The organism is Arthrobacter tecti (assembly GCF_054511355.1).
This window is the reverse complement of sequence record NZ_JBTNCT010000004.1, coordinates 136,671-154,355: the sequence shown is the minus strand read 5'-3', so window position 1 is coordinate 154,355 and position 17,685 is coordinate 136,671. Positions and strand designations below refer to the sequence as shown.

17 protein-coding genes and 1 riboswitch are annotated in these 17,685 nt (G+C 63.0%); of the genes, 7 read left to right on the top strand and 10 right to left on the bottom strand.

Annotated features, from left to right (window positions below; translation table 11 throughout):
• Nucleotides 1-13: 13 nt before the first annotated feature.
• From ACX80C_RS07165 to ngcE, 3 genes are read right to left on the bottom strand one after another with little or no spacing between them, the layout of a single operon-like run.
• Entirely contained in the window at nucleotides 14-922 is a 909-nt protein-coding gene (locus tag ACX80C_RS07165) for a carbohydrate ABC transporter permease (RefSeq protein ID WP_459325683.1), read from the bottom strand.
• Nucleotides 919-1,911 carry a carbohydrate ABC transporter permease gene (locus tag ACX80C_RS07160; RefSeq protein ID WP_459325682.1) on the bottom strand — a complete coding sequence of 331 codons (993 nt, stop codon included), beginning with the start codon at nucleotides 1,909-1,911 and terminating at the stop codon, nucleotides 919-921. Before ACX80C_RS07160 ends, ACX80C_RS07165 begins: the two co-directional genes overlap by 4 nt.
• Nucleotides 1,908-3,323 carry an N-acetylglucosamine/diacetylchitobiose ABC transporter substrate-binding protein gene (ngcE, locus tag ACX80C_RS07155; protein WP_459325680.1) on the bottom strand — a complete coding sequence of 472 codons (1,416 nt, stop codon included), beginning with the start codon at nucleotides 3,321-3,323 and terminating at the stop codon, nucleotides 1,908-1,910. Before ngcE ends, ACX80C_RS07160 begins: the two co-directional genes overlap by 4 nt.
• A 300-nt stretch (nucleotides 3,324-3,623) precedes the next feature.
• On the opposite strand from ngcE, the gene ACX80C_RS07150 reads away from it, so the two are divergent.
• Complete coding sequence (locus ACX80C_RS07150; RefSeq protein WP_459325679.1) at nucleotides 3,624-4,442, top strand: DeoR/GlpR family DNA-binding transcription regulator; 819 nt, start codon at nucleotides 3,624-3,626, stop codon at nucleotides 4,440-4,442.
• A 103-nt stretch (nucleotides 4,443-4,545) separates the two neighbouring features.
• On the top strand, nucleotides 4,546-5,298 hold the full coding sequence (locus ACX80C_RS07145; RefSeq protein WP_459325887.1) for a CPBP family intramembrane glutamic endopeptidase: 753 nt from the start codon (nucleotides 4,546-4,548) through the stop codon (nucleotides 5,296-5,298).
• A 2-nt stretch (nucleotides 5,299-5,300) separates the two neighbouring features.
• Here ACX80C_RS07145 and ACX80C_RS07140 read toward each other — a convergent pair whose 3' ends face one another.
• Complete coding sequence (locus tag ACX80C_RS07140; protein ID WP_459325678.1) at nucleotides 5,301-5,942, bottom strand: VOC family protein; 642 nt, start codon at nucleotides 5,940-5,942, stop codon at nucleotides 5,301-5,303.
• A 322-nt stretch (nucleotides 5,943-6,264) separates the two neighbouring features.
• A riboswitch (SAM riboswitch) is annotated at nucleotides 6,265-6,394 on the top strand.
• A 15-nt stretch (nucleotides 6,395-6,409) separates the two neighbouring features.
• Here ACX80C_RS07140 and metX point away from each other — a divergent pair.
• On the top strand, nucleotides 6,410-7,561 hold the full coding sequence (gene metX / locus ACX80C_RS07135; protein WP_459325676.1) for a homoserine O-acetyltransferase MetX: 1,152 nt from the start codon (nucleotides 6,410-6,412) through the stop codon (nucleotides 7,559-7,561).
• 3 nt (nucleotides 7,562-7,564) lie between these two features.
• On the opposite strand, the gene ACX80C_RS07130 is transcribed toward metX, so the two are convergent.
• Both ACX80C_RS07130 and ACX80C_RS07125 read right to left on the bottom strand, forming a co-directional pair.
• Nucleotides 7,565-8,725 (bottom strand): winged helix DNA-binding domain-containing protein, encoded by a 1,161-nt coding sequence (locus ACX80C_RS07130; protein ID WP_459325675.1) that lies wholly within the window; start codon nucleotides 8,723-8,725, stop codon nucleotides 7,565-7,567.
• A 2-nt stretch (nucleotides 8,726-8,727) separates the two neighbouring features.
• Nucleotides 8,728-9,546 (bottom strand): SGNH/GDSL hydrolase family protein, encoded by an 819-nt coding sequence (locus ACX80C_RS07125; RefSeq protein WP_459325885.1) that lies wholly within the window; start codon nucleotides 9,544-9,546, stop codon nucleotides 8,728-8,730.
• 147 nt (nucleotides 9,547-9,693) lie between these two features.
• Between ACX80C_RS07125 and ACX80C_RS07120 the strand changes: the two genes are divergently transcribed.
• Complete coding sequence (locus tag ACX80C_RS07120) at nucleotides 9,694-10,404, top strand: alpha/beta hydrolase (RefSeq protein ID WP_459325673.1); 711 nt, start codon at nucleotides 9,694-9,696, stop codon at nucleotides 10,402-10,404.
• Here the strand turns inward: ACX80C_RS07120 and ACX80C_RS07115 are convergent.
• Nucleotides 10,379-10,612 carry an RNA-binding S4 domain-containing protein gene (locus ACX80C_RS07115; RefSeq protein WP_459325671.1) on the bottom strand — a complete coding sequence of 78 codons (234 nt, stop codon included), beginning with the start codon at nucleotides 10,610-10,612 and terminating at the stop codon, nucleotides 10,379-10,381. The two genes, ACX80C_RS07120 and ACX80C_RS07115, sit on opposite strands and share 26 nt — an antisense overlap.
• Before the next feature lie 64 nt (nucleotides 10,613-10,676).
• On the opposite strand from ACX80C_RS07115, the gene ACX80C_RS07110 reads away from it, so the two are divergent.
• Nucleotides 10,677-11,648: a DMT family transporter gene (locus ACX80C_RS07110; protein ID WP_459325670.1), complete on the top strand. Its 972-nt coding sequence runs from the start codon at nucleotides 10,677-10,679 to the stop codon at nucleotides 11,646-11,648.
• A gap of 127 nt (nucleotides 11,649-11,775) precedes the next feature.
• On the opposite strand, the gene ACX80C_RS07105 is transcribed toward ACX80C_RS07110, so the two are convergent.
• Complete coding sequence (locus tag ACX80C_RS07105) at nucleotides 11,776-13,407, bottom strand: M28 family peptidase (protein WP_459325669.1); 1,632 nt, start codon at nucleotides 13,405-13,407, stop codon at nucleotides 11,776-11,778.
• A gap of 316 nt (nucleotides 13,408-13,723) precedes the next feature.
• Between ACX80C_RS07105 and ACX80C_RS07100 the strand changes: the two genes are divergently transcribed.
• A complete protein-coding gene (locus ACX80C_RS07100; protein ID WP_459325668.1) occupies nucleotides 13,724-15,124 on the top strand; it encodes a glycine--tRNA ligase in 1,401 nt (466 codons plus the stop codon).
• Nucleotides 15,125-16,042 (top strand): GNAT family N-acetyltransferase, encoded by a 918-nt coding sequence (locus ACX80C_RS07095; protein WP_459325667.1) that lies wholly within the window; start codon nucleotides 15,125-15,127, stop codon nucleotides 16,040-16,042.
• A 10-nt stretch (nucleotides 16,043-16,052) separates the two neighbouring features.
• Here ACX80C_RS07095 and ACX80C_RS07090 read toward each other — a convergent pair whose 3' ends face one another.
• Nucleotides 16,053-16,868, bottom strand: coding sequence for a lysophospholipid acyltransferase family protein (locus tag ACX80C_RS07090; RefSeq protein ID WP_459325666.1), 816 nt, complete (start codon nucleotides 16,866-16,868; stop codon nucleotides 16,053-16,055).
• Nucleotides 16,869-16,871: 3 nt separating this feature from the next.
• Nucleotides 16,872-17,681, bottom strand: a complete 810-nt coding sequence (locus ACX80C_RS07085) for a DUF1295 domain-containing protein (protein ID WP_459325665.1) — start codon at nucleotides 17,679-17,681, stop codon at nucleotides 16,872-16,874.
• Nucleotides 17,682-17,685 lie beyond the last annotated feature (4 nt).

The window sequence follows — 17,685 nt, the reverse complement described above, 5'->3', positions numbered from 1 at the left end:
TTCGATCCGGGTGTTACTTCATGGTGCCCTGGGTGACGGACCCCTGCAGTTGGCGCTGGAAGATCACGTACACCACAAGGACCGGTGCAACGGTGATGACAACGGCCGCAAACAACGCACCGAAGTCGACGGCGTAGCCCATCTGGGAGGCAAACCGCGCCAGGCCCTGGGAAAGCACGTAATTGTCTACGTTGGTGTTCAGCGCCACCGGAATGAGGAACTGGTTCCACAGTCCGAGGAAGTTGAAGATGGTTACCGACGCGATGCCGGGTTTTGCCATTGGCAGCATGACCTGGAAGAAGGTCCGCCAGTCCCCGGCACCGTCGATCGCCGCGGCCTCGCCAATCTCGTACGGGAGAGTTTTGAAGAACGAGTACAGGAAGAACACCGTGAACGGCAGTGCGAAGGCCACGTAGGTGATGATCAGGCCAGGCAGGGTGTTGAGGAGTCCCATGTTCTGCAGGATGAAGAACAACGGAACGATCGCCAGGAAGATCGGGAAGGTCAGGCCGGCCAGCATGAGGTAATAAATGGCCCTGCTGCCACGGAAGGTGAACCTGGCCAGGACGTAGGCGCACATTGATCCCAGAACCATCACGATGATGAGTGCGCTTCCCACCACAATGACGGAGTTGAGGAAGTAATCCCCAATGCCCGCCGTTGTCCACGCGTTGACGTAGTTCGCGAAGTTGAGCCCCTCCGGCAGCGCGAACGTGGACGCAAAAATCTCATCAGTCGACTTGAAGGACGTCATCAAGGTCCACAGCAGCGGCAACACCACAATGACGGACCACAGAATCAGCGCGGTGTGGGAAATAGTTCCTACAACCTTGTCGCTCCCGGTGGAGTCCTTTTGTTTCCGGGGCTCAGCGGCGGGAGGAGCGTCCTTTGCATGCTTGGTTTCAGCGACTTTGGTGGTCATAGCCGGTTGTCCTTCTTCGTGCCTCCGGTGAGGCTGTTGATCAGGAACACGAGCCCTGCGAACGTAAGCGTCACAACCGCGAGGACAACGCCCATTGCACTAGCCCGACCGAACTGGCCTTGACTGAACGCGGTCTCCAGGAGGACCTGTGGCATCACGATGGTGGAGAATGCCGGGCCGCCGCCGGGATTCATCGCTTCCATGTAGACAAAGGCGTCAAGTGCGAGGATACCCATGTAGACGTAGGCGGTCTGTACGTTGTCACGAATCATCGGGATGGTGATGCTGATCGCAGTGCGGAAGCGACCGGCGCCGTCCAGGCGTGCGGCCTCATAGATTTCCGCGGGGATGCCCTTGATCGCAGCCACGAACAGCACCATGTAGAACCCCACGAAACCCCAGACGATAACGAACATGGATACCGGCATTGCGGTAGCCACCTCGCCCAACCATGCGTAGTTGATGAACTGGTCGAGTCCGAGCGCGGTGAGCGCGCCATTGACCAGGCCATTCGGCGCGAAGACCTGGCGCCACATAAGGCCAATGGCGATTGCCGGGATCACGTAGGGGAAGAAGGAAACGACGCGGTAGAAACCGGCGTGCTTGAGGCCGGAGATCTGTCCTTTGCTCCTGCCTCCTACGGTTACCAACGTAGCCAGGATGAGGCTGAGGATGATCGTCACGATCGGCAGCACAATCACCAGCACTACGTTGTTGCCCAGTGACTTCACAAAAGTGGCGTCCTGGAACAGGCGAACGTAGTTGTCGATGCCGATGAAATTCATCACCGGGGTGAATCCTGACCAGTCCGTCATCGAGTAGTAAAACGCTTGGATGAACGGTGAAACTACGAAGATCAGGTACACCGCGAGGGGTAGGCCCAAAAAGATGGCGAAGAAACTGATCCGGCCAAACGAAAAATTTCGACGGCGGCGCCGGCCGCCCTTGTTGGAGGCGACCGGCGCTGCGCGATCAATTGCTGCAGTCACTGTACTTCTAGCTTCTCAATCGAGTCGTCGTTACGGATGGCGTCGGAGATCTTCTGCATTTCTGCAGTAAGCGCTGCTGCGTCAATCTCACCATCGAGGAAGCTGTTCCACCATACGAGGTTGTCCGCGTTGGTTCCGTAGAAATCGATGAAGTTCCAGGTGAAGACGTTCTCACCTGCCGCTTCCAGAAGTTCGACCTGCGATACGAGGGCGGTCGATCCGAAGCCGTCTTCCGGAACGGTTCCGCGCACAATGGTGGGGGAGAGCTTCGACTCGGTGAAGTTCGTTGCTGCTTCCTTGGAAAGCATGGTCCGCATGTATTCCTTGCCGCCCTCAACGTTCGCGCCCTGCGAGGGCACGATGAAGGGCTCGCCGGCTGCACTGTGCAGTGCCTCGGCTGGAAGTGCGGGATCGGTCGACACGGTAGGAACCGGGGCGCCCGTGAGCTGGAAGTTCTCGGCCATCTGGTCGCGCATTTCGTTCTCGATCCAGGAGCCGGAGGGGTACAGGAGCGCTTCCTGGCCCTCTCCGATCCACTGGGCCTGCGCCGCGGTGAACTGCGTGCCCGACCCGCCCGGAAGTACGTATCCCGCGGCAATGATCTCCTCCATCGCCGTGAATACTCCCTGAATGGCCGGATGCGACCAGCAGCCTTCCTCCAGGTTCTCCAGTGAGAGACGGACCTCGTCGCCGCCTTCCTTGATGGCCGAAGCGATCGCGAGCTCGAGGTAGTAGCTCGCGGCTTCCTGGCCCCAGCAGAACAGGTACTTGTCCTGTGCCTTTGCTTCCTCGCCGAGAGTCATCATCTCGTCCCAGGTGGTTGGCACAGTCCATCCGTTCTCATCGAACAGCGACTTGGAGTACCAGAGTGCGTAGACAGTCAGCACGTAGTTGATGGCAGCGAGCTTGCCGTCGAAAGTGCCCGGGTTGAGAACACCGGGGAAGAGCGTGTCGCGAATGGTTTCGCCCTCGATGTTCTGCGCGTCGATGACGTCGGTGAGATCCTCGAGCTGAGCGAGAATAGTAGCGATGCCAATAGCGTTTGCGCCCGAGTTGTCGATCACGTCCGGTGGGTTGCCGCCCACGAAGCGGGGCTGAAGCTCCTGCGCCAGGTTGGTGGACGGAGCGACATTGACAGTGACGCCCTGGTTCTCGGCCATCAGTTCGCCGGCGAACTCGGCATAGTCAATCCCGTAGCCGCCGTTGAAGATGACAACATCAACGGTTGAATCAGCCGCGACTCCGAAGGGATTGGTATCCGATACTTCGCCCTCAGGCGCGTTGCCGCCGTTCGGTGCGCCGCCACCCGCAGCACAGGAGGCAAGCGCTCCTCCGAGCGGAATGAGCGCTGCGGTCGCGAGCGCGCCCTTAAGGAAGTTGCGGCGCTCGACCGGCTTTTTTGGGAAGTTCATCTTCTTGCCTCCATTGGTAGGAATTGCATCCCGTGATGTGTGAGATAGTGCAAAGTACTGATTGAACGGCTAGCAAAGTGATCATGTCGATTCATCGCTTGAAGTAGATAATTGCGTGATCTACGCCTCACGTCAAGTCTTCCAGCCCCTCCGTTACAGGAGAGTTATAGCAAATTTACTCCACTCGGTAGGATCATGCCGCTCTATTCAGTGAGACACTTTCTGACTTATGCTTGCTGTCTACACGCAGTTTCGCTCACTCAGCCCTCACTGGGACTGATCAGGCCACCAGGGAGCACAATGAATCTGGAAGCGGGTCTCAAACGGGGAGACCGTCTCAACGCGATCCTCGAGTTGCTCGCGCAGTCGAAGCAGCTTGAAGTGGAGGACATCGTGACGCGGCTGCACGTGTCCCCGGCAACCGCACGCCGTGACCTGGACAGCCTCGCCGCACAGCGCCTGCTGAGTCGAACGAGGGGCGGCGCAACCATTGAGTCAGGTGCGTACGCTCTGCCCCTGAGGCAGAACCGGGATCTTGGCGCGCTGCGCAAGCGAGCTATTGCATACGCAGCAAGCGCCCTCATACCCCGGGGCTCAGTAGTTGGCCTGTGCGGGGGAACCACAAGCACAGCTCTGGCCCAGGTGCTCAGCGTGCGCCGTGATCTGATGGAACCTTCGAACAAGCCCACCCTCACCGTCGTCACCAACGCGATCAACATAGCCGCCCAACTGGCGGTACGCCCGAACATCAAGATTATGGTGACCGGTGGGATCATCAATTCCCGTTCATCCGAATTGGTGGGTCCCTATACCGATGCCATCCTGAAGCATGTCGCCCTGGATTTCGCGTTCGTTGGAGTCAATGGACTTGATCCTGAGTTCGGACCGACAGTGACTGATGAAGGGGAAGCTGCGGTGAACGCCATGGTTGCACGGCGGGCAGCCACGGCGTATATCGTTGCTGACTCATCAAAGATCGGCGTGCGTGCGTTCGCTACGATGACGGGCCATGCAGTCAGCAACCTCATCACGGACGATGGGATTTCCGAGTACCAGCTGGCCGCATTCAGGGAGCGCGGGACCCGGGTGATTGTTGCCCCGGCGGTGGCCGAAGACTAGGCAGCAGAGACTGCCGGTGGCTGGTGGGCCGCGCGTTGGCCGGCCGGCGCTGCGTACGGCACCATAAAGTATGACAACCGTTCGCGAAGGCGATCCTTCGTCCTTGACCCTTGGCGCTCGTCGCAGGGTCAGGATCGAGATACTCATTGTGCTCGGTCTCTCGCTTGGGCAATCGGCGGTCTACGCCGTCGTCGATCTGGTTGACAAGCTCAGCCAGGCACCGTTGGCAACACAAACCACTCGCCTCAATCCGACGCTGGATGACAGGCAGTACTTCGATCTCACCTACCAATTGCTGGGGATCTTCTTCGCCCTGGTGCCCGTGGCGCTAGCCCTGTTTGTGCTTTCTGGTCCCGGCAGGTCGGCATTCCGGCGGATCGGCTTCACCTTCAGTAACCCGAAGATCGATTTTGGCCTCGGATTCCTGCTCTCCGCCGTCATTGGCCTCGGCACCCTCGGCGTCTATGCAGCAGGCAGGGCCATCGGCCTGACAACCCAGATCATCCCCACCGCGCTGGATACCTACTGGTGGACCGTGCCCGTGCTCGTGTTGTCCGCGCTCCGGCACGCCGTGCTTGAGGAGGTGATTGTGGTCGGCTACCTGTTCGAGCGCCTGCGGGAACTGCGCTGGTCCACTCCGGCCATCATCATTACTTCAGCGCTGCTGCGAGGAAGCTACCACCTGTACCAGGGGATCGGCCCGTTCATCGGGAACGTCGTGATGGGCCTCATCTTCGGCTACGCGTACACGCGAACCAGACGGGTGATGCCGTTGGTTGTTGCACACGCACTGCTCGACATCGCAGGATTCGTGGGCTTCGCGATATTCGGACCGGCGATCGGAATCGGCGGGTAACCCTAGATCTGAACGGAGCCCTGTCCGGTCTCGAAGGTGACCGACATGATCCCCGGGGTTCCGTTGGGTGCAATCCAGTCGACGTCGACGTCGTCAAGCGGGTGGGCCGGAGGAGTGCCGAGCCACTCGGTTACCCGGTCGGCAGATCCGGCGATAGTAAGGGCGCTCAGTCTGACTGAAGCTGGCCGAGCCTGCGAGGGATGGATAGCTTCCGTACCGTTGTCCCAGCGGATCATGTAGGGCACCTGCGGGTCCGAAATGAGACCCTTGATGCCGATCTGCTGCCAGGTGAGCTCTTGCCCGTCCGGGAACTTCCGGTTGCCGGGAACCGCGCTGCGGCCGAGGCGCTCCTCGAACGGGGTGAGGTCATCAACCGCGACGCACCAGCCCATCCAGCCGCCGCCGGCCTCGGAACGGGCGCGGACGGCCTGTCCGAAAGGCGCCTTGTCCGACGCAGGGTGGTCCAGTACCTCAACCACCTCGAGGTACTGGCCGTTCACCAGCGGAAAGATCATGTTGCGGGTTCCGAATCGAGGGTGGACTCCACCCTTGACAAATTCGACTCCCAAAGCTTCGGAGATTCGCTCAGCCGTGGCAGAGAGACCGTCAGGTTCGCAGGCGTAAGAGACGTGATCCAGGCGCATGGCCCCATTTTGGCACTTTGTGATGGAGGCCTCGACTTAGGGTTACCTAAGTCACACGCGGCTCCCGGGTAGTCCCAAGCTAAATACAAGGTTTCGCGCGCATAGTTTGCCGCACAGGAAGACCGGTTCCGAGACCGCCGGGGCTTCCTGCCAGGGGCTTTCGAAACGGAAGTCCCCCTTGAGTGGAGTCGCCCCCTTCCAGGGATACGGCGGCTCCACTCAAGCATGTTGTATGGCATTCCTGGTTCCGTCCAAAAGGCCGGAGATTCACCCCGGGTCATATTAGTTGCCCAATTCCGCACCGTCGGGTTTTCTTGTACCAGGTCACGAGTGACAGTCCGGCGCATCGCGCCGCCAGCCCCGGCTTGCTGTCCGGCAACCCTCCTTCGCGGTGGGGTGCCCCGGGTGACGACCAGGCGATGCACGAACCGGTGCAGGCGCAAGCGCGATTCACGAAGGTGGCACTCTTGACTGGCATCACAACAACCCAGGCCCAACCGCGACCGGAGCTGGACGGGGACGCTGCCATCCGGCGGTTGTCTATCGGCCCGATGACCCTCGAAGGCGGAGGGCACCTGCCCGACGTCGTTCTCGGGTATGAGACCTGGGGCCGGCTGAACGCCGATGCCTCCAACGCGGTCCTGATCGAGCACGCGCTGACGGGCAGTACACACGTTGCACGCGGGGACTCGGAAGAGGAAGGCTGGTGGGACGGGCTGGTTGGCCCAGGCCGGACCATCGACACTGACCGCTATTTCGTTGTGTCCATCAATATGCTCGGCGGCTGTTACGGGTCTACGGGACCGGCGTCCCTGCACACCGATGGGAAACCGTGGGGCTCACGCTTCCCGTTCGTCACGATCCGCGATTCCGTACGGGCTGAGGCATTGCTCGCGGATCTGCTCGGAGTACAGTCCTGGCATTCGGTGATAGGCGGCTCAATGGGAGGCGCCCGCGCACTGGAGTGGGCGCTCACTTATCCCGACCGCGTAAAGCGCTGTGCAGTGATTGCCTGTGCGGCAGCCAGCTCCGCGGAGCAGATCGCATTCGCCCAGGCGCAGGTGCAGGCAATCCGGCTTGACCCGCGGTTTGCCCAGGGAGACTACTACGGCACCGCCGGGCCGGAGGGTGGCCTCGGGATCGCCCGGCGGATTGCGCATATCACCTACCGGTCCGAACCCGAGTTCGCACACCGGTTCGGGCGCGCTGCGCAGGGTACGGAGGAGCCGTTCGGCTTCCGGCTCCCGGCGGAGCGCGGCCGCTACCAGATTGAAAGCTATCTCGACCACCAGGCAGACAAGCTCGTCCGGCGCTTCGACGCCAACAGTTACATCGTCCTCACTGAGGCACTGATGAGCCATGATGCTGCACGTGACCGCGGCAGCCTTCCCGAAGCACTGAGCAAGGCACAGGCGCAGTTCTTCATCGCGACGGTGGATTCCGACCGGCTCTACTGGCCCGCGCAGTCACACGAACTCGCGGCCGCGCTGCCGGGAAAAGTGGCGGTACACACCATCACCTCGCCAATCGGCCACGACGCGTTCCTGACGGAGATAGCGCAGCTTGAGCCCGCGCTGCGTGAGGCTTTTTATGAAGACAACGACGACGACGCCGCGTAGTACTCAGCGCTTCCAGACCTTCAGTGCACGTCCAAGGAAATCCCCGTACCTTCGCACCGCGTTGTCCAGTGCCGCTGTCTCCGCCTCATCAAACGGACGATCGGTGACAATATCCAGGACCGCTTCCCGTGGGCTCAGGGAGTGTTTCCACCCACCCGCCACCTGTCCGTTGAGCAGGATGAGGTGCCCGGACAGGCGGGCCGGGCTGCTCGCCAACGGCGGCGCACCGAAGAACCGGGTGGGTGTGTAACCCATGACGAATTCGTCATAGCACTGGATGAGGTCTACCACGGGGCGCTCCGGGGGCCTGACTTCCAGCGGTTCCACCGGGATAACGAACCTCTGCCCGCCGATCTCTTCGGAAGTGAGGAGATCGGCGGCTTCCCGCAACCCCTCGCGTACGTCGGTGAGCGTGAGCCCTGACCAGAGGGAGCAGTCCTTGGCCGTAGCCGGTGCACGGCCGCCGAAGTAGCGGATCACCAGTTCGCGCAGTGCTTCAGTCCGGTTGAATTCCGTGCCGGAAGGGATGCGGACAGATCCGTCCGCGGCTCCGGGCTCCGCTCTTGCTTCGAATGCGGCGTAGGTGTGCCTGACCGTCCCGCCGGCACTGACGCGGGGCGTTCCGCTGATCAGTACCCGATCGAGTTCGGCCGCCATGAGGAAGCTGCCAAGCGCCGGTCCGGCTGATGGCAGGGAGGCCGCTTCCAATGCTGTTGCCAGTTCGTCGCGGGTTCGGTGGGATCCGTCCGCTACACACGCTCCAAGGACGGCGATTCCGGACCGTAAGGCGGCTTCGTCAAGACCCCATTGCCTGATCACTGAGCGCATTGTCATCTTTACCCGCGGCGCCGTGAGCTGCAGCAACCAGGCGGCGTCGGCGCGGTGCACAAAATGCCAGGTGGGCCTGAGCACGTGTGTCCGCAGGAGAACGCCGTCTGCGTAGAGCCGATCAATAGTGGAGGCAGTTTCGCCGGCGCTCCGCTGGGCAAGGGACCAGCGCGCGTAAGCGAACTCCTGCGCCTGCATCGCTCCGAACTTACGCAGCACCGCGGCCGCGGGTTGGTCGCCAGTGCCCCAGAGGTGCTGGCGCAGCAGGCGCCGCATGCCGACGTCGTGCCCTGATTCGTTCGGTGGAGGATCCGGAGCAACCTGTCCGTGCGGCACGCTCAGGTGCCTGATCCGGGAGGCATGCCGGGCCCGAAAATCGGTGCCGGTTCAGGACGCTTCGGTGTGATCCCATCCCCGGAGGAGCGGTGCCGCAACCGGCGCAACACCCAGGGCACAAAATACTCACGGGCCCACACGAAGTCCTCGCTGCGCGCAACGCGCCAGTTCTTCGGGGGCAGCGGCTTCGGCTCAAGCGGCTGCAACTGGTGGCCCACGGCGAGGGTGTCCAGGACCATCATCGCGATCGTATGGTGTCCCAACGGTGAGAAGTGCAGACGATCCGGGTCCCACATCTGCGGATTGACCAGTTGCCGCAGCGCCCACATGTCCGCGATGACGGCGTCGTGCCTTGCCGCAATGATTCGAAGGTTTTCGTTATAGATGGCGGTCTTCGCGCGGATGCTGCCGAGAACCGTCTCGCGGACATCCGGTCCCGTGAAGAGGACCACGGTGGCCCCGTTTGCACCCAGGACCTGAACGACGCCGTCCAGCCGGGCGGCAAGCTGGTCGGGGTCGCCTCCCGGCCGGATGAGGTCGTTTCCCCCTGCGGACAGGGTCACCAGGTCCGGTTTGAGTGCGACGGCGGGGCCAACCTGCTGATCGACAATTTCCTGGAGCAGGCGCCCACGGACTGCAAGGTTCGCATAAGCGAAGTTATCGTGTCCCCGGCCCAACTCCTCGGCGACGCGATCCGCCCACCCGCGGTACCCGCCGGCGCTGGCCGGATTGGGATCGCCGATACCCTCGGTAAAGGAATCTCCCAGGGCAACGTAGCGGTTCCACGGGTGGGGTTCGGCATTGAGCTGGGAGCCACTCACCGACGGGGACCCGGTTTCTGAAGGAGGAACGATCGCTTCGGTCACTGTCCTATCCTGCCAACCCGCTCACCGCCTACGCGACCGTAGGTGCGCAACAGCCGTGATGATGGAGAACTCCGCGGGATTCCACCGTGACAGAATGAGCCAATGACTTCTTCCAACCCATTTAGCGGTATCGATACGCAGTCCGCGGAGAAGAGTGCACCGGAACCTGTAGTGGTCTGGTCGCGCCCCGAACAGGAACGCCAGGGCACGCCGCTGCTGGTCCTGCTGCATGGGCATCTGGCCAATGAAGATGACCTCATGGGGATCCTTGAGTTCCTGCCGGATGAATTCACGGTGGCCTCGGTTCGCGCGCCCGTGGCCATGGCCCCCGGCTTCACCTGGTTCCCGCTCCAGCATGACGCCGCCTACTCGGTGGACAAGGTCACGGCGGCGGTACAGGACGTTGTTGACTGGGTCGATTCCAATCGGAGCGGCCATTCCAGCGTGAGCCTGCTTGGTTTCTCCATGGGGATGGCCGTTGCCACTTCGATGTTGCGTGCGCGGCCAGCCGACTATGCCGCCGTCGTCGGTCTCTCTGGATTCGCGGTGCCGGACGAAGGCCGGGAATTTTTCCGCGACGACGAGCTGCTGGCGAATCCGGTTCCATTCTTCTGGGGCCGCGACCAGGAAGACCCGGTCATTTCGCCGGACAGGATCGAGTTCACGCACGGCTGGTTGAACCGGCACACCCGGCTCACCAAGGTGCTCTACGCCGGAATGTTCCACAGCATCAACGTCCAGGAGCTCGGGCACGTGCGCGAATTCCTTCAGTTGAGCGTTCCGGGAGTCAGCCGGACACCACTACAACGCTGACACCGTTCACAGTCACCGAGTCACCCGGGTGGATCTGGCGACCACGTCGCTCCTCGATCTCACTGTTGACCTGCACCAGTCCGTTCTCGATCAGTTCCTTGGCCTCCGCCCCGTCCTCGGCGAGGTTGGCAAGCTTCATCAGCTGACCCAGCCTGATCATCGCGTCGCGGATGGGAATCTCGTTCTGGGTTGTGTCGTCACTGCTCATGGAACCATCATGCCCTCCACCCAGCCGGTGAAAGGGCACGTGTGCGATGTCCTAGGGTTAACGGGTGTCTCACACCCCTCGACTTCCTGCGGTGGTTGGCCTGCCGTTGGCGGTAGTGGCCGGCGTCGCAATTCCCCTGCAGGGCCGGATCAACGGTGCTTTGGGGCAACGGTTGGACGATGGCCTGGCTGCAGCGCTGGTCAGTTTCGGCACCGGTCTTGTGCTGATGATTGCCATCTCGCTACTGTTGCCGCGCGGACGCGCAGGGCTGCGGGAGCTTGTGCCCGCGGTGCGCGAACACCGCTTCCCGCGGATTTATCTCGCCGCCGGCACCATCGGCGCGCTGTTCGTGTTCTCGCAGTCCTTGACCATCGGGGTCCTTGGTGTTGCGCTCTTTACCGTGGCCGCTGTCATGGGGCAGACGATCAGCGGGTTGGCGGTGGACCGGTCCGGCATCGGACCCGGCGGTAAACGGGCAATCACTCCGATGCGGATCATCGGCGTGGTCCTGACCGTGGCGTCGGTGGCATGGGCTGTCTCGCCGCGCCTTGAGGGAACAGGTACGACGGCGGCGCTCATCCTTCCGCTGCTGCTTCCGGTAGCCGCCGGTATTCTCATGAGTTTCCAACAGGCGATGAACGGCACGACGGCTGTGCACTACGGGACACCCATCACCGCGACGCTCATGAACTTCATTTCCGGCTCCACGCTGCTGCTCATCGCCTGGTTGCTGAAGGCCGCGGTGGCTGGGTTCGGGGAGCCCTTGCCAGGGGAATGGTGGTACTACCTCGGGGGGCCGATGGGGTGCGTGTTCATCGGAATCAGCGCATTGCTGGTCCGCACGCTCGGGGTGCTACTGACCGGGCTCGGGATGATCGCCGGCCAGTTACTCGGTTCGCTCGCACTCGACCTGCTGTTCCCGACGCCGGGGACCGTCGTCGTATTCGCGACTATTGCCGGTCCCGTGCTCACCCTCGGTGCGATCATGCTGACCACGCTGCCGTGGAAGCGCCGCAACTTCCCGAGCCGGACCTAGGCCCGTCCCGAGCGGGACGGAGCAGGCGCTGCAGTACCCCGGCTGCAGCGAAGCGGGGCGGGAACCATCGTTCCCACCCCGCTTCTGCCAACCGCTCCCAGCGTGTACAGGTGTTACCGGTTACCGGTTACCGGTCAGCGTGTTCGTGGTCGTGGTCGTGCTCAGGGTGAAGCCCGCCGCCGCTCTCCGTTCCGCCTCCCAGGGGATTGCCGTCGAAGCGTTCGTTCTTCTTGCCTTTCCCCTTGCCCTTCGGGCTGTCTCCGACGCCGTTCACGTTGCTCGTGCTCATCGCGTAGGTGAGGGTCAGATGGGCGATTGCGTCGCTCATCTGATCCAGGGCCTGGATGCTCACGTTTCCGGTGTCGTCGCAGGCAGCGTGGTAGCAGGCGTCGTAGGGTTGGCCCGCGACGCCGCCGAAGAGTGCGGCCTGCTCCGCCGTCTTGACGCCTTCCGCTCCGGTGAATAGACCGCCGGCGGCGATGCCCTTGGCGATGAAGGGTCCGTAATCACTACGGCCGCTGAATGCCGTCTCGCCCGATGCGAGGCCCTCTGAAGCGAAGTAGTTGTGGAAATCCTGTTCGATCTGTCCGGAGCCCTCGGGCCCGGCGGCTGCGCCCGGTCCAACGGGGAACGCGGAATTGTCGCCGTCGTAGACGAACCGCCCGAAGTTGGGGGATCCGATCATGTCGAAGTTGAGGTAGAGACCCACTTTCTCCAACTCCCCGCTTGCCGCAAGGTCGTTGACGTAGTGGTGTGCGCCAAGGAGGCCCTGTTCCTCCGCTCCCCACCAGGCGAACCGCACGGTGTTGGCGGTCTTGACCTTCTGCATCGCCTCGGCCACAGCTAGGATGGCTGCGCTGCCGGTCCCGTTGTCGTTAATGCCTGGCCCGGCCTGCACGCTGTCCAGGTGGGCGCCTATCATCACTACGTTTTCGTCATTTCCGGATGCGGTTTCCGCCAGGACGTTATAGGTTTCGCGGTTCTCAGACACAGTGTCCACAACCACCCGCGCGGTGACCCCGTCCCCCAGAAGGTCGGTGCCCGCGTCGTAGCTCGCTCCAACAACGGGAATCGAAATGCCCGGCGCTCCGAGGGTACCGGTGATCGGTCCAGTACTGCCTGCCACACCGGTATTGAAGATGACGACGGCGGTTGCGCCAGCTGCCTCGGCATTGCTTGCCTTTTGAGCGAAGGGGCAGGTCCCGCGCTGCACCAGGGCGATCGAGCCGGCTGTGAAGTCCGTGAAGTCGCTTGCTTCACACCCACTGGTGCTGCTGGAGCCGGCTGCTCCGGTGGTGTCGACCGCGGTGACTGGTCCGGTTGCAGTACCTGCACCTGAATAGGTCATGGTGGCAAACGAATCAGCTGCATAGACGCGGTTGTCCGGACTGGTCTGCGCCAGCACAGCCGGACTCAGTTCTTCGAAGTAGGGGAAAGTGAACGCCTGCACGGTGGGTGCGTACCCTGCAGCCCGCAGCTTGCCCACCACATAGTCGACCGACTCGTCGTAGCCCTTGGTACCCGCGGCCCTGGTTTTCCCGTTGGCCAGGGCGATTACATCGAGCGCATCGAGATGGTCCACCACACGGTCCACCGAGACGGCGGTACGCAGCTTGGACGAGTTGTTGTTGTTGCTCTTCTCATGCGTTGGATCGGCGCTTGCCGCGAGCCCGCCGGACGTGACGAGGGTGAGCGCACCGATGAGGGCGAGTGTGGCGCGGCCGAAGTTGGCGCGCGGATGAGGAGTGTTTGGGGTCACCTTGGTTCCTTCTTGTGCGAGACCTTTGCAGACCGTGCCTGCGGTTGCAGACGTCTGAAGGCTGTGACGTGGATCACGACACGGGGTTTGCTAAATCTAGGAAGGTTCCCGGAAGGCGTCAAGGGTGCAGGTACGCAAATGAGTGTTCCGGTGCGATATTCGTTTTCAGGCTGCGGCGCACCGGTCCGGATGCTCTTTCGATAGGCTAAGGTGGTACCTTCGCCCATCCGGTCCGGCGCTGATTTTTTGCTTCCAGCGCGCACCCGAGGGCACTTGAAGACGACCGCACCCAGCGGCCAGTCCATACATGAAGAGGATGGCATCAACAGTGGCCAAGCAGGTTTCCGCCCTGGACCCGATCATTTCCCTCGCCAAGCGGCGCGGCTTCGTCTTTCAGGCCGGTGAAATCTACGGAGGTTCCCGGTCAGCCTGGGACTACGGCCCCCTCGGAGCCGAGCTGAAGGAAAACATCAAGCGCCAGTGGTGGCAGTCCATGGTCCGCGGCCGGGAGGATGTCGTCGGGCTTGATTCCTCAGTAATTCTGCCCCGCCAAGTATGGGAAGCCTCCGGGCATGTGGACGTCTTCTCGGACCCGCTGGTCGAGTGCCTGTCCTGCCACAAGCGCTACCGTGCTGACCACCTCGAAGAAGAGTACGAGGAGAAGAAGGGACGCCCGGCTGAGAACGGCCTGGCGGACATCGCCTGCGCCAACTGCGGCACCCGCGGCCAATGGACGCCACCGCAGGAGTTCTCGGGCCTGCTCAAGACGTTCCTTGGCCCGGTTGCCAACGAGGAGGGCCTGCACTACCTGCGGCCTGAAACTGCCCAGGGCATCTTCGTGAACTTCAACAACGTCCTCACTACGTCCCGGAAAAAGCCGCCGTTCGGCATCGGCCAGATCGGCAAGAGCTTCCGGAACGAGATCACACCGGGCAACTTCATCTTCCGGACCCGCGAGTTCGAACAGATGGAGATGGAGTTCTTCGTGGAGCCGGGCACAGACGATGAATGGCACGAGTACTGGATCAAGGAACGGTTCGACTGGTACACGGGACTCGGCATCAACCCGGACAACCTTCGGCTTTTCGTCCACCCGCTCGAGAAGCTGAGCCACTACTCCAAGGGCACCACGGACATCGAGTACCGCTTCGGATTCTCCGGTTCGGAGTGGGGCGAGCTCGAGGGTATCGCCAACCGCACCGACTTCGACCTCTTCACGCACTCGAAGCACTCGGGCACCGACCTCAGCTTCTTCAACCAGGCCACGAACGAGCGGTTCACACCGTACGTGATCGAGCCGGCTGCCGGCCTGACCCGCTCCTTCATGGCATTCCTGGTGGATTCGTACGCCGAGGACGAGGCACCGAATGCAAAGGGCGGCGTTGACAAGCGCACTGTCCTGAAGCTGGATCCGCGCCTTGCCCCGGTGAAAGCTGCCGTGCTTCCCCTCAGCCGCAACGAGGATCTGTCGCCGAAGGCCAAGGACCTCGGAGCGCAGCTTCGGAGGAACTGGAACATCGAATTCGACGACGCCGGTGCGATCGGCCGCCGCTACCGTCGCCAGGATGAGATCGGGACGCCGTTCTGCATCACCGTGGACTTTGACACGCTTGAGGACCACGCGGTCACAATCCGTGAACGCGACACCATGGCGCAGGAGCGGGTGTCGCTCGACAAGGTCGAGGGCTACCTTGCCCAGCGGCTGGTTGGCGCCTAGGTGGCGGTTCAGTACCGGCCCTGGCGGGAGGGTGACGACCTTGAGCTTCTCCAGGTCTGGGGAGGTCCGGCGAACCCGCAGGCTGAGCAGTCACGTGCGCTGTTCCGGCCGTCCACCGACCTGCCGTGGCTGCGCTGCATTGTGGCCGAAGACTCCGTCGGCGGGGTAGCCGTGCCCGTTGCTGCCGGGTACGTCTTCGAACCGAAGCTGCACAACCGGCGGCTGTGGGCGTACGTGGAAGTAGGTGAAGACCATCGCCGCGCGGGAATCGGTGCCACGCTCCTTGGCATGCTGCGGAACGAGGCCGGCCACTCGCCGTCGGGCGTGTCAACCCTCCGTGCCAAGGTAGCGCCGGGCTCCGACGCTGAAGCCTTCGCCGAGGCCGCCGGATTCGAGGAGATCCAGCGTTCTCGGATCATCGAGGTGTCCCCGGGTGCGTTGCCCGTTCCCAATTTCGCCGACGACGACGGCCCGCAACTTGAGGAGGCCGCCACCGGTTCCGTTGAACTCACCTCTGCGGTTGCCGAATGGTACAACTCAGTGCACGCCTGGGATCCGGCGGACATGACGCTCGGTCAGGCGCAGCAATTCCTGCTGGCGGACACGTCCGGCGCCGGCGGTGCGGTGGTCCTGAGGGAGAGGCCGAAGGCCCGGGGCGGCAGCATCGCTGCGTTCGCACTGAGCTACACGCAGAGCCGCACGGACGAACCGGCTGACGTGCTCATCGGCTATCACTCTTCCCTTGAGCCAAGTGAGCAGCAGGCCGCTGTGGCGTCCCTCCTCGCGATGCTTGTGTACCAGTACCCGGTGCAGGTCGAGGTGGATGACTCGATGACCGCGCTTGTGGCGGTCGTGCAGCCCTTGATCGCATCGGGCGCTGCGAAGGTTGTATCAGAGACGCGCGTCGTCAGCAGCTGAACTTAGGGGATCACCCGCGGCGGTAGCGGCCCGTCTCGGCGTCGTGCTGGTCGGCCGCTACCCGCTCCGCTTCGGTCATCGCGCCGCCGCCAAGGTGCGCCGGTTGCCACCAGGCGCCTGCGGGCGGAGGAACGGGGAAGTCAGCGATGCCGCGGTCAATCCCGTCCTGCAGTTCCGCGCGCAGCTGCCCGGTTTCGCCGACCACGTCGGATTCGGGGGAGTGGCGGATTGGTTCGCTGATGTGCACGCGGACCGGCGCCCGCCAGGCGCGGGATGGCGAGAACGGGTGGCCGCGGGTGAGCAGCCGGTGCGCGCCCCAGACAGAAACTGGAATCAGCGGCACACCGGCCTCAGCAGCTAGCCGGACCGCGCCGGTTTTCAACTCCCGGACCGTGAAGCTTCGGCTGACGCCGGCCTCGGGAAGGATTGCCACGTACTCGCCGTCGCGCAGCTTCTGCAACGCGCCCTCATAAGCTGCTGAGCCGGCGCTGCGGTCGACCACGACGTGCCCGCATGCGTGGATGGCAGGACCTGCCAACCAGTGCGACGCCGCGGCCTTGGTGATCAGGAACTTCAGTTGTGCACGGGAGTGCTTCCAGAGCACCAGTTCGGCGAACGCGAAGTCCAGGTAGCCGAAGTGCGTGATGGCGAAAACCGCGCCGCCACCTGGCTCCGGGGTGCGGGAAAGGCCGGTCAGGACCTCGGCCGGCGGGAGGTTCTCCTGCCCGCTCACGATGATCCGAACCCGGAAGATCCAGCGCAGCATCAACCCGGTGCGCACCACGAGCCGGTAAAACCGGTTGCTCGGCTTAGGCGTCCACGCCATGGTTCACGCTCCCCGTCCGGCTTTGGGCGGGAGCGGGAAGAAACCGCTGGTACTTGTGAGGTACTGCCGATAGCCGGGCCGGGCGTTCATCCGCTGCTCGGTCAACGGTTTGCCGGTCTTGTGCGCCAGCGCCCAGTACATCAGGGCGGGGGAGAGGACGGTCAGGACGCCCGGCCAGGAGTCCGCCGCCACGAGGAACAGGCCGATCCACACGAGTGCGTCGCCGAAGTAGTTGGGATGGCGGGTATAGCGCCAGAGGCCCGAATCCAACACCTTGCCACGGTTGGCCGGATTGCCCTTGAAGGCGGAGAGCTGAGCATCGCCCACGGCCTCGAACAGCATCCCCACCAACCAGATCGCAGCACCGAACCACGCCAGCCAACCCAGAGCCGCCTGCGAGTACATCGCAACCTGGACCGGCAGCGACACAAACAACAGGACCGCACCCTGCGGCACGTAGACCCGACGGATCGCGTACAGATTGCGGGAGCCGGGCGCGTCACTCAGCATGTCCTCGTAGCGGGGATCTTCCTTACCGTCCCGTGCACGCCACCCGATGTGGGCAGCCAGCCGCACACCCCACACCGTGGTGAGGATGAGTATGAGCCAGCGTCTGCCGTCGTCGCCGTCGTCCATGGACGCAAGGAAGGTGATCCAGGCAACCAGGACGAAGCCCAGCCCCCAGGCCGTGTCGATCACGGCGTGGCGCTTCTGCGCCACCGCGACCGCGAACACGAGCACAAGCAGTACGACGACGCCGCCCACCGACAGCGCGAAGCCGGCCAGGAAGTCGGTCAGTGGGAAAGCGGGCATGGGG

Bases quoted from the DNA above. Each gene is read 5' to 3' on its own strand.
- ACX80C_RS07085 (WP_459325665.1), bottom strand. From the start codon at position 17,681: ATGCCCGCTTTCCCACTGACCGACTTCCTGGCCGGCTTCGCGCTGTCG.
- ACX80C_RS07120 (WP_459325673.1), top strand. From the start codon at position 9,694: ATGACTTCTTCCAACCCATTTAGCGGTATCGATACGCAGTCCGCGGAG.
- ACX80C_RS07150 (WP_459325679.1), top strand. From the start codon at position 3,624: ATGAATCTGGAAGCGGGTCTCAAACGGGGAGACCGTCTCAACGCGATC.
- ACX80C_RS07115 (WP_459325671.1), bottom strand. From the start codon at position 10,612: ATGAGCAGTGACGACACAACCCAGAACGAGATTCCCATCCGCGACGCG.
- ACX80C_RS07090 (WP_459325666.1), bottom strand. From the start codon at position 16,868: ATGGCGTGGACGCCTAAGCCGAGCAACCGGTTTTACCGGCTCGTGGTG.
- ngcE (WP_459325680.1), bottom strand. From the start codon at position 3,323: ATGAACTTCCCAAAAAAGCCGGTCGAGCGCCGCAACTTCCTTAAGGGC.
- ACX80C_RS07165 (WP_459325683.1), bottom strand. From the start codon at position 922: ATGACCACCAAAGTCGCTGAAACCAAGCATGCAAAGGACGCTCCTCCC.
- ACX80C_RS07100 (WP_459325668.1), top strand. From the start codon at position 13,724: ATGGCATCAACAGTGGCCAAGCAGGTTTCCGCCCTGGACCCGATCATT.
- ACX80C_RS07140 (WP_459325678.1), bottom strand. From the start codon at position 5,942: ATGCGCCTGGATCACGTCTCTTACGCCTGCGAACCTGACGGTCTCTCT.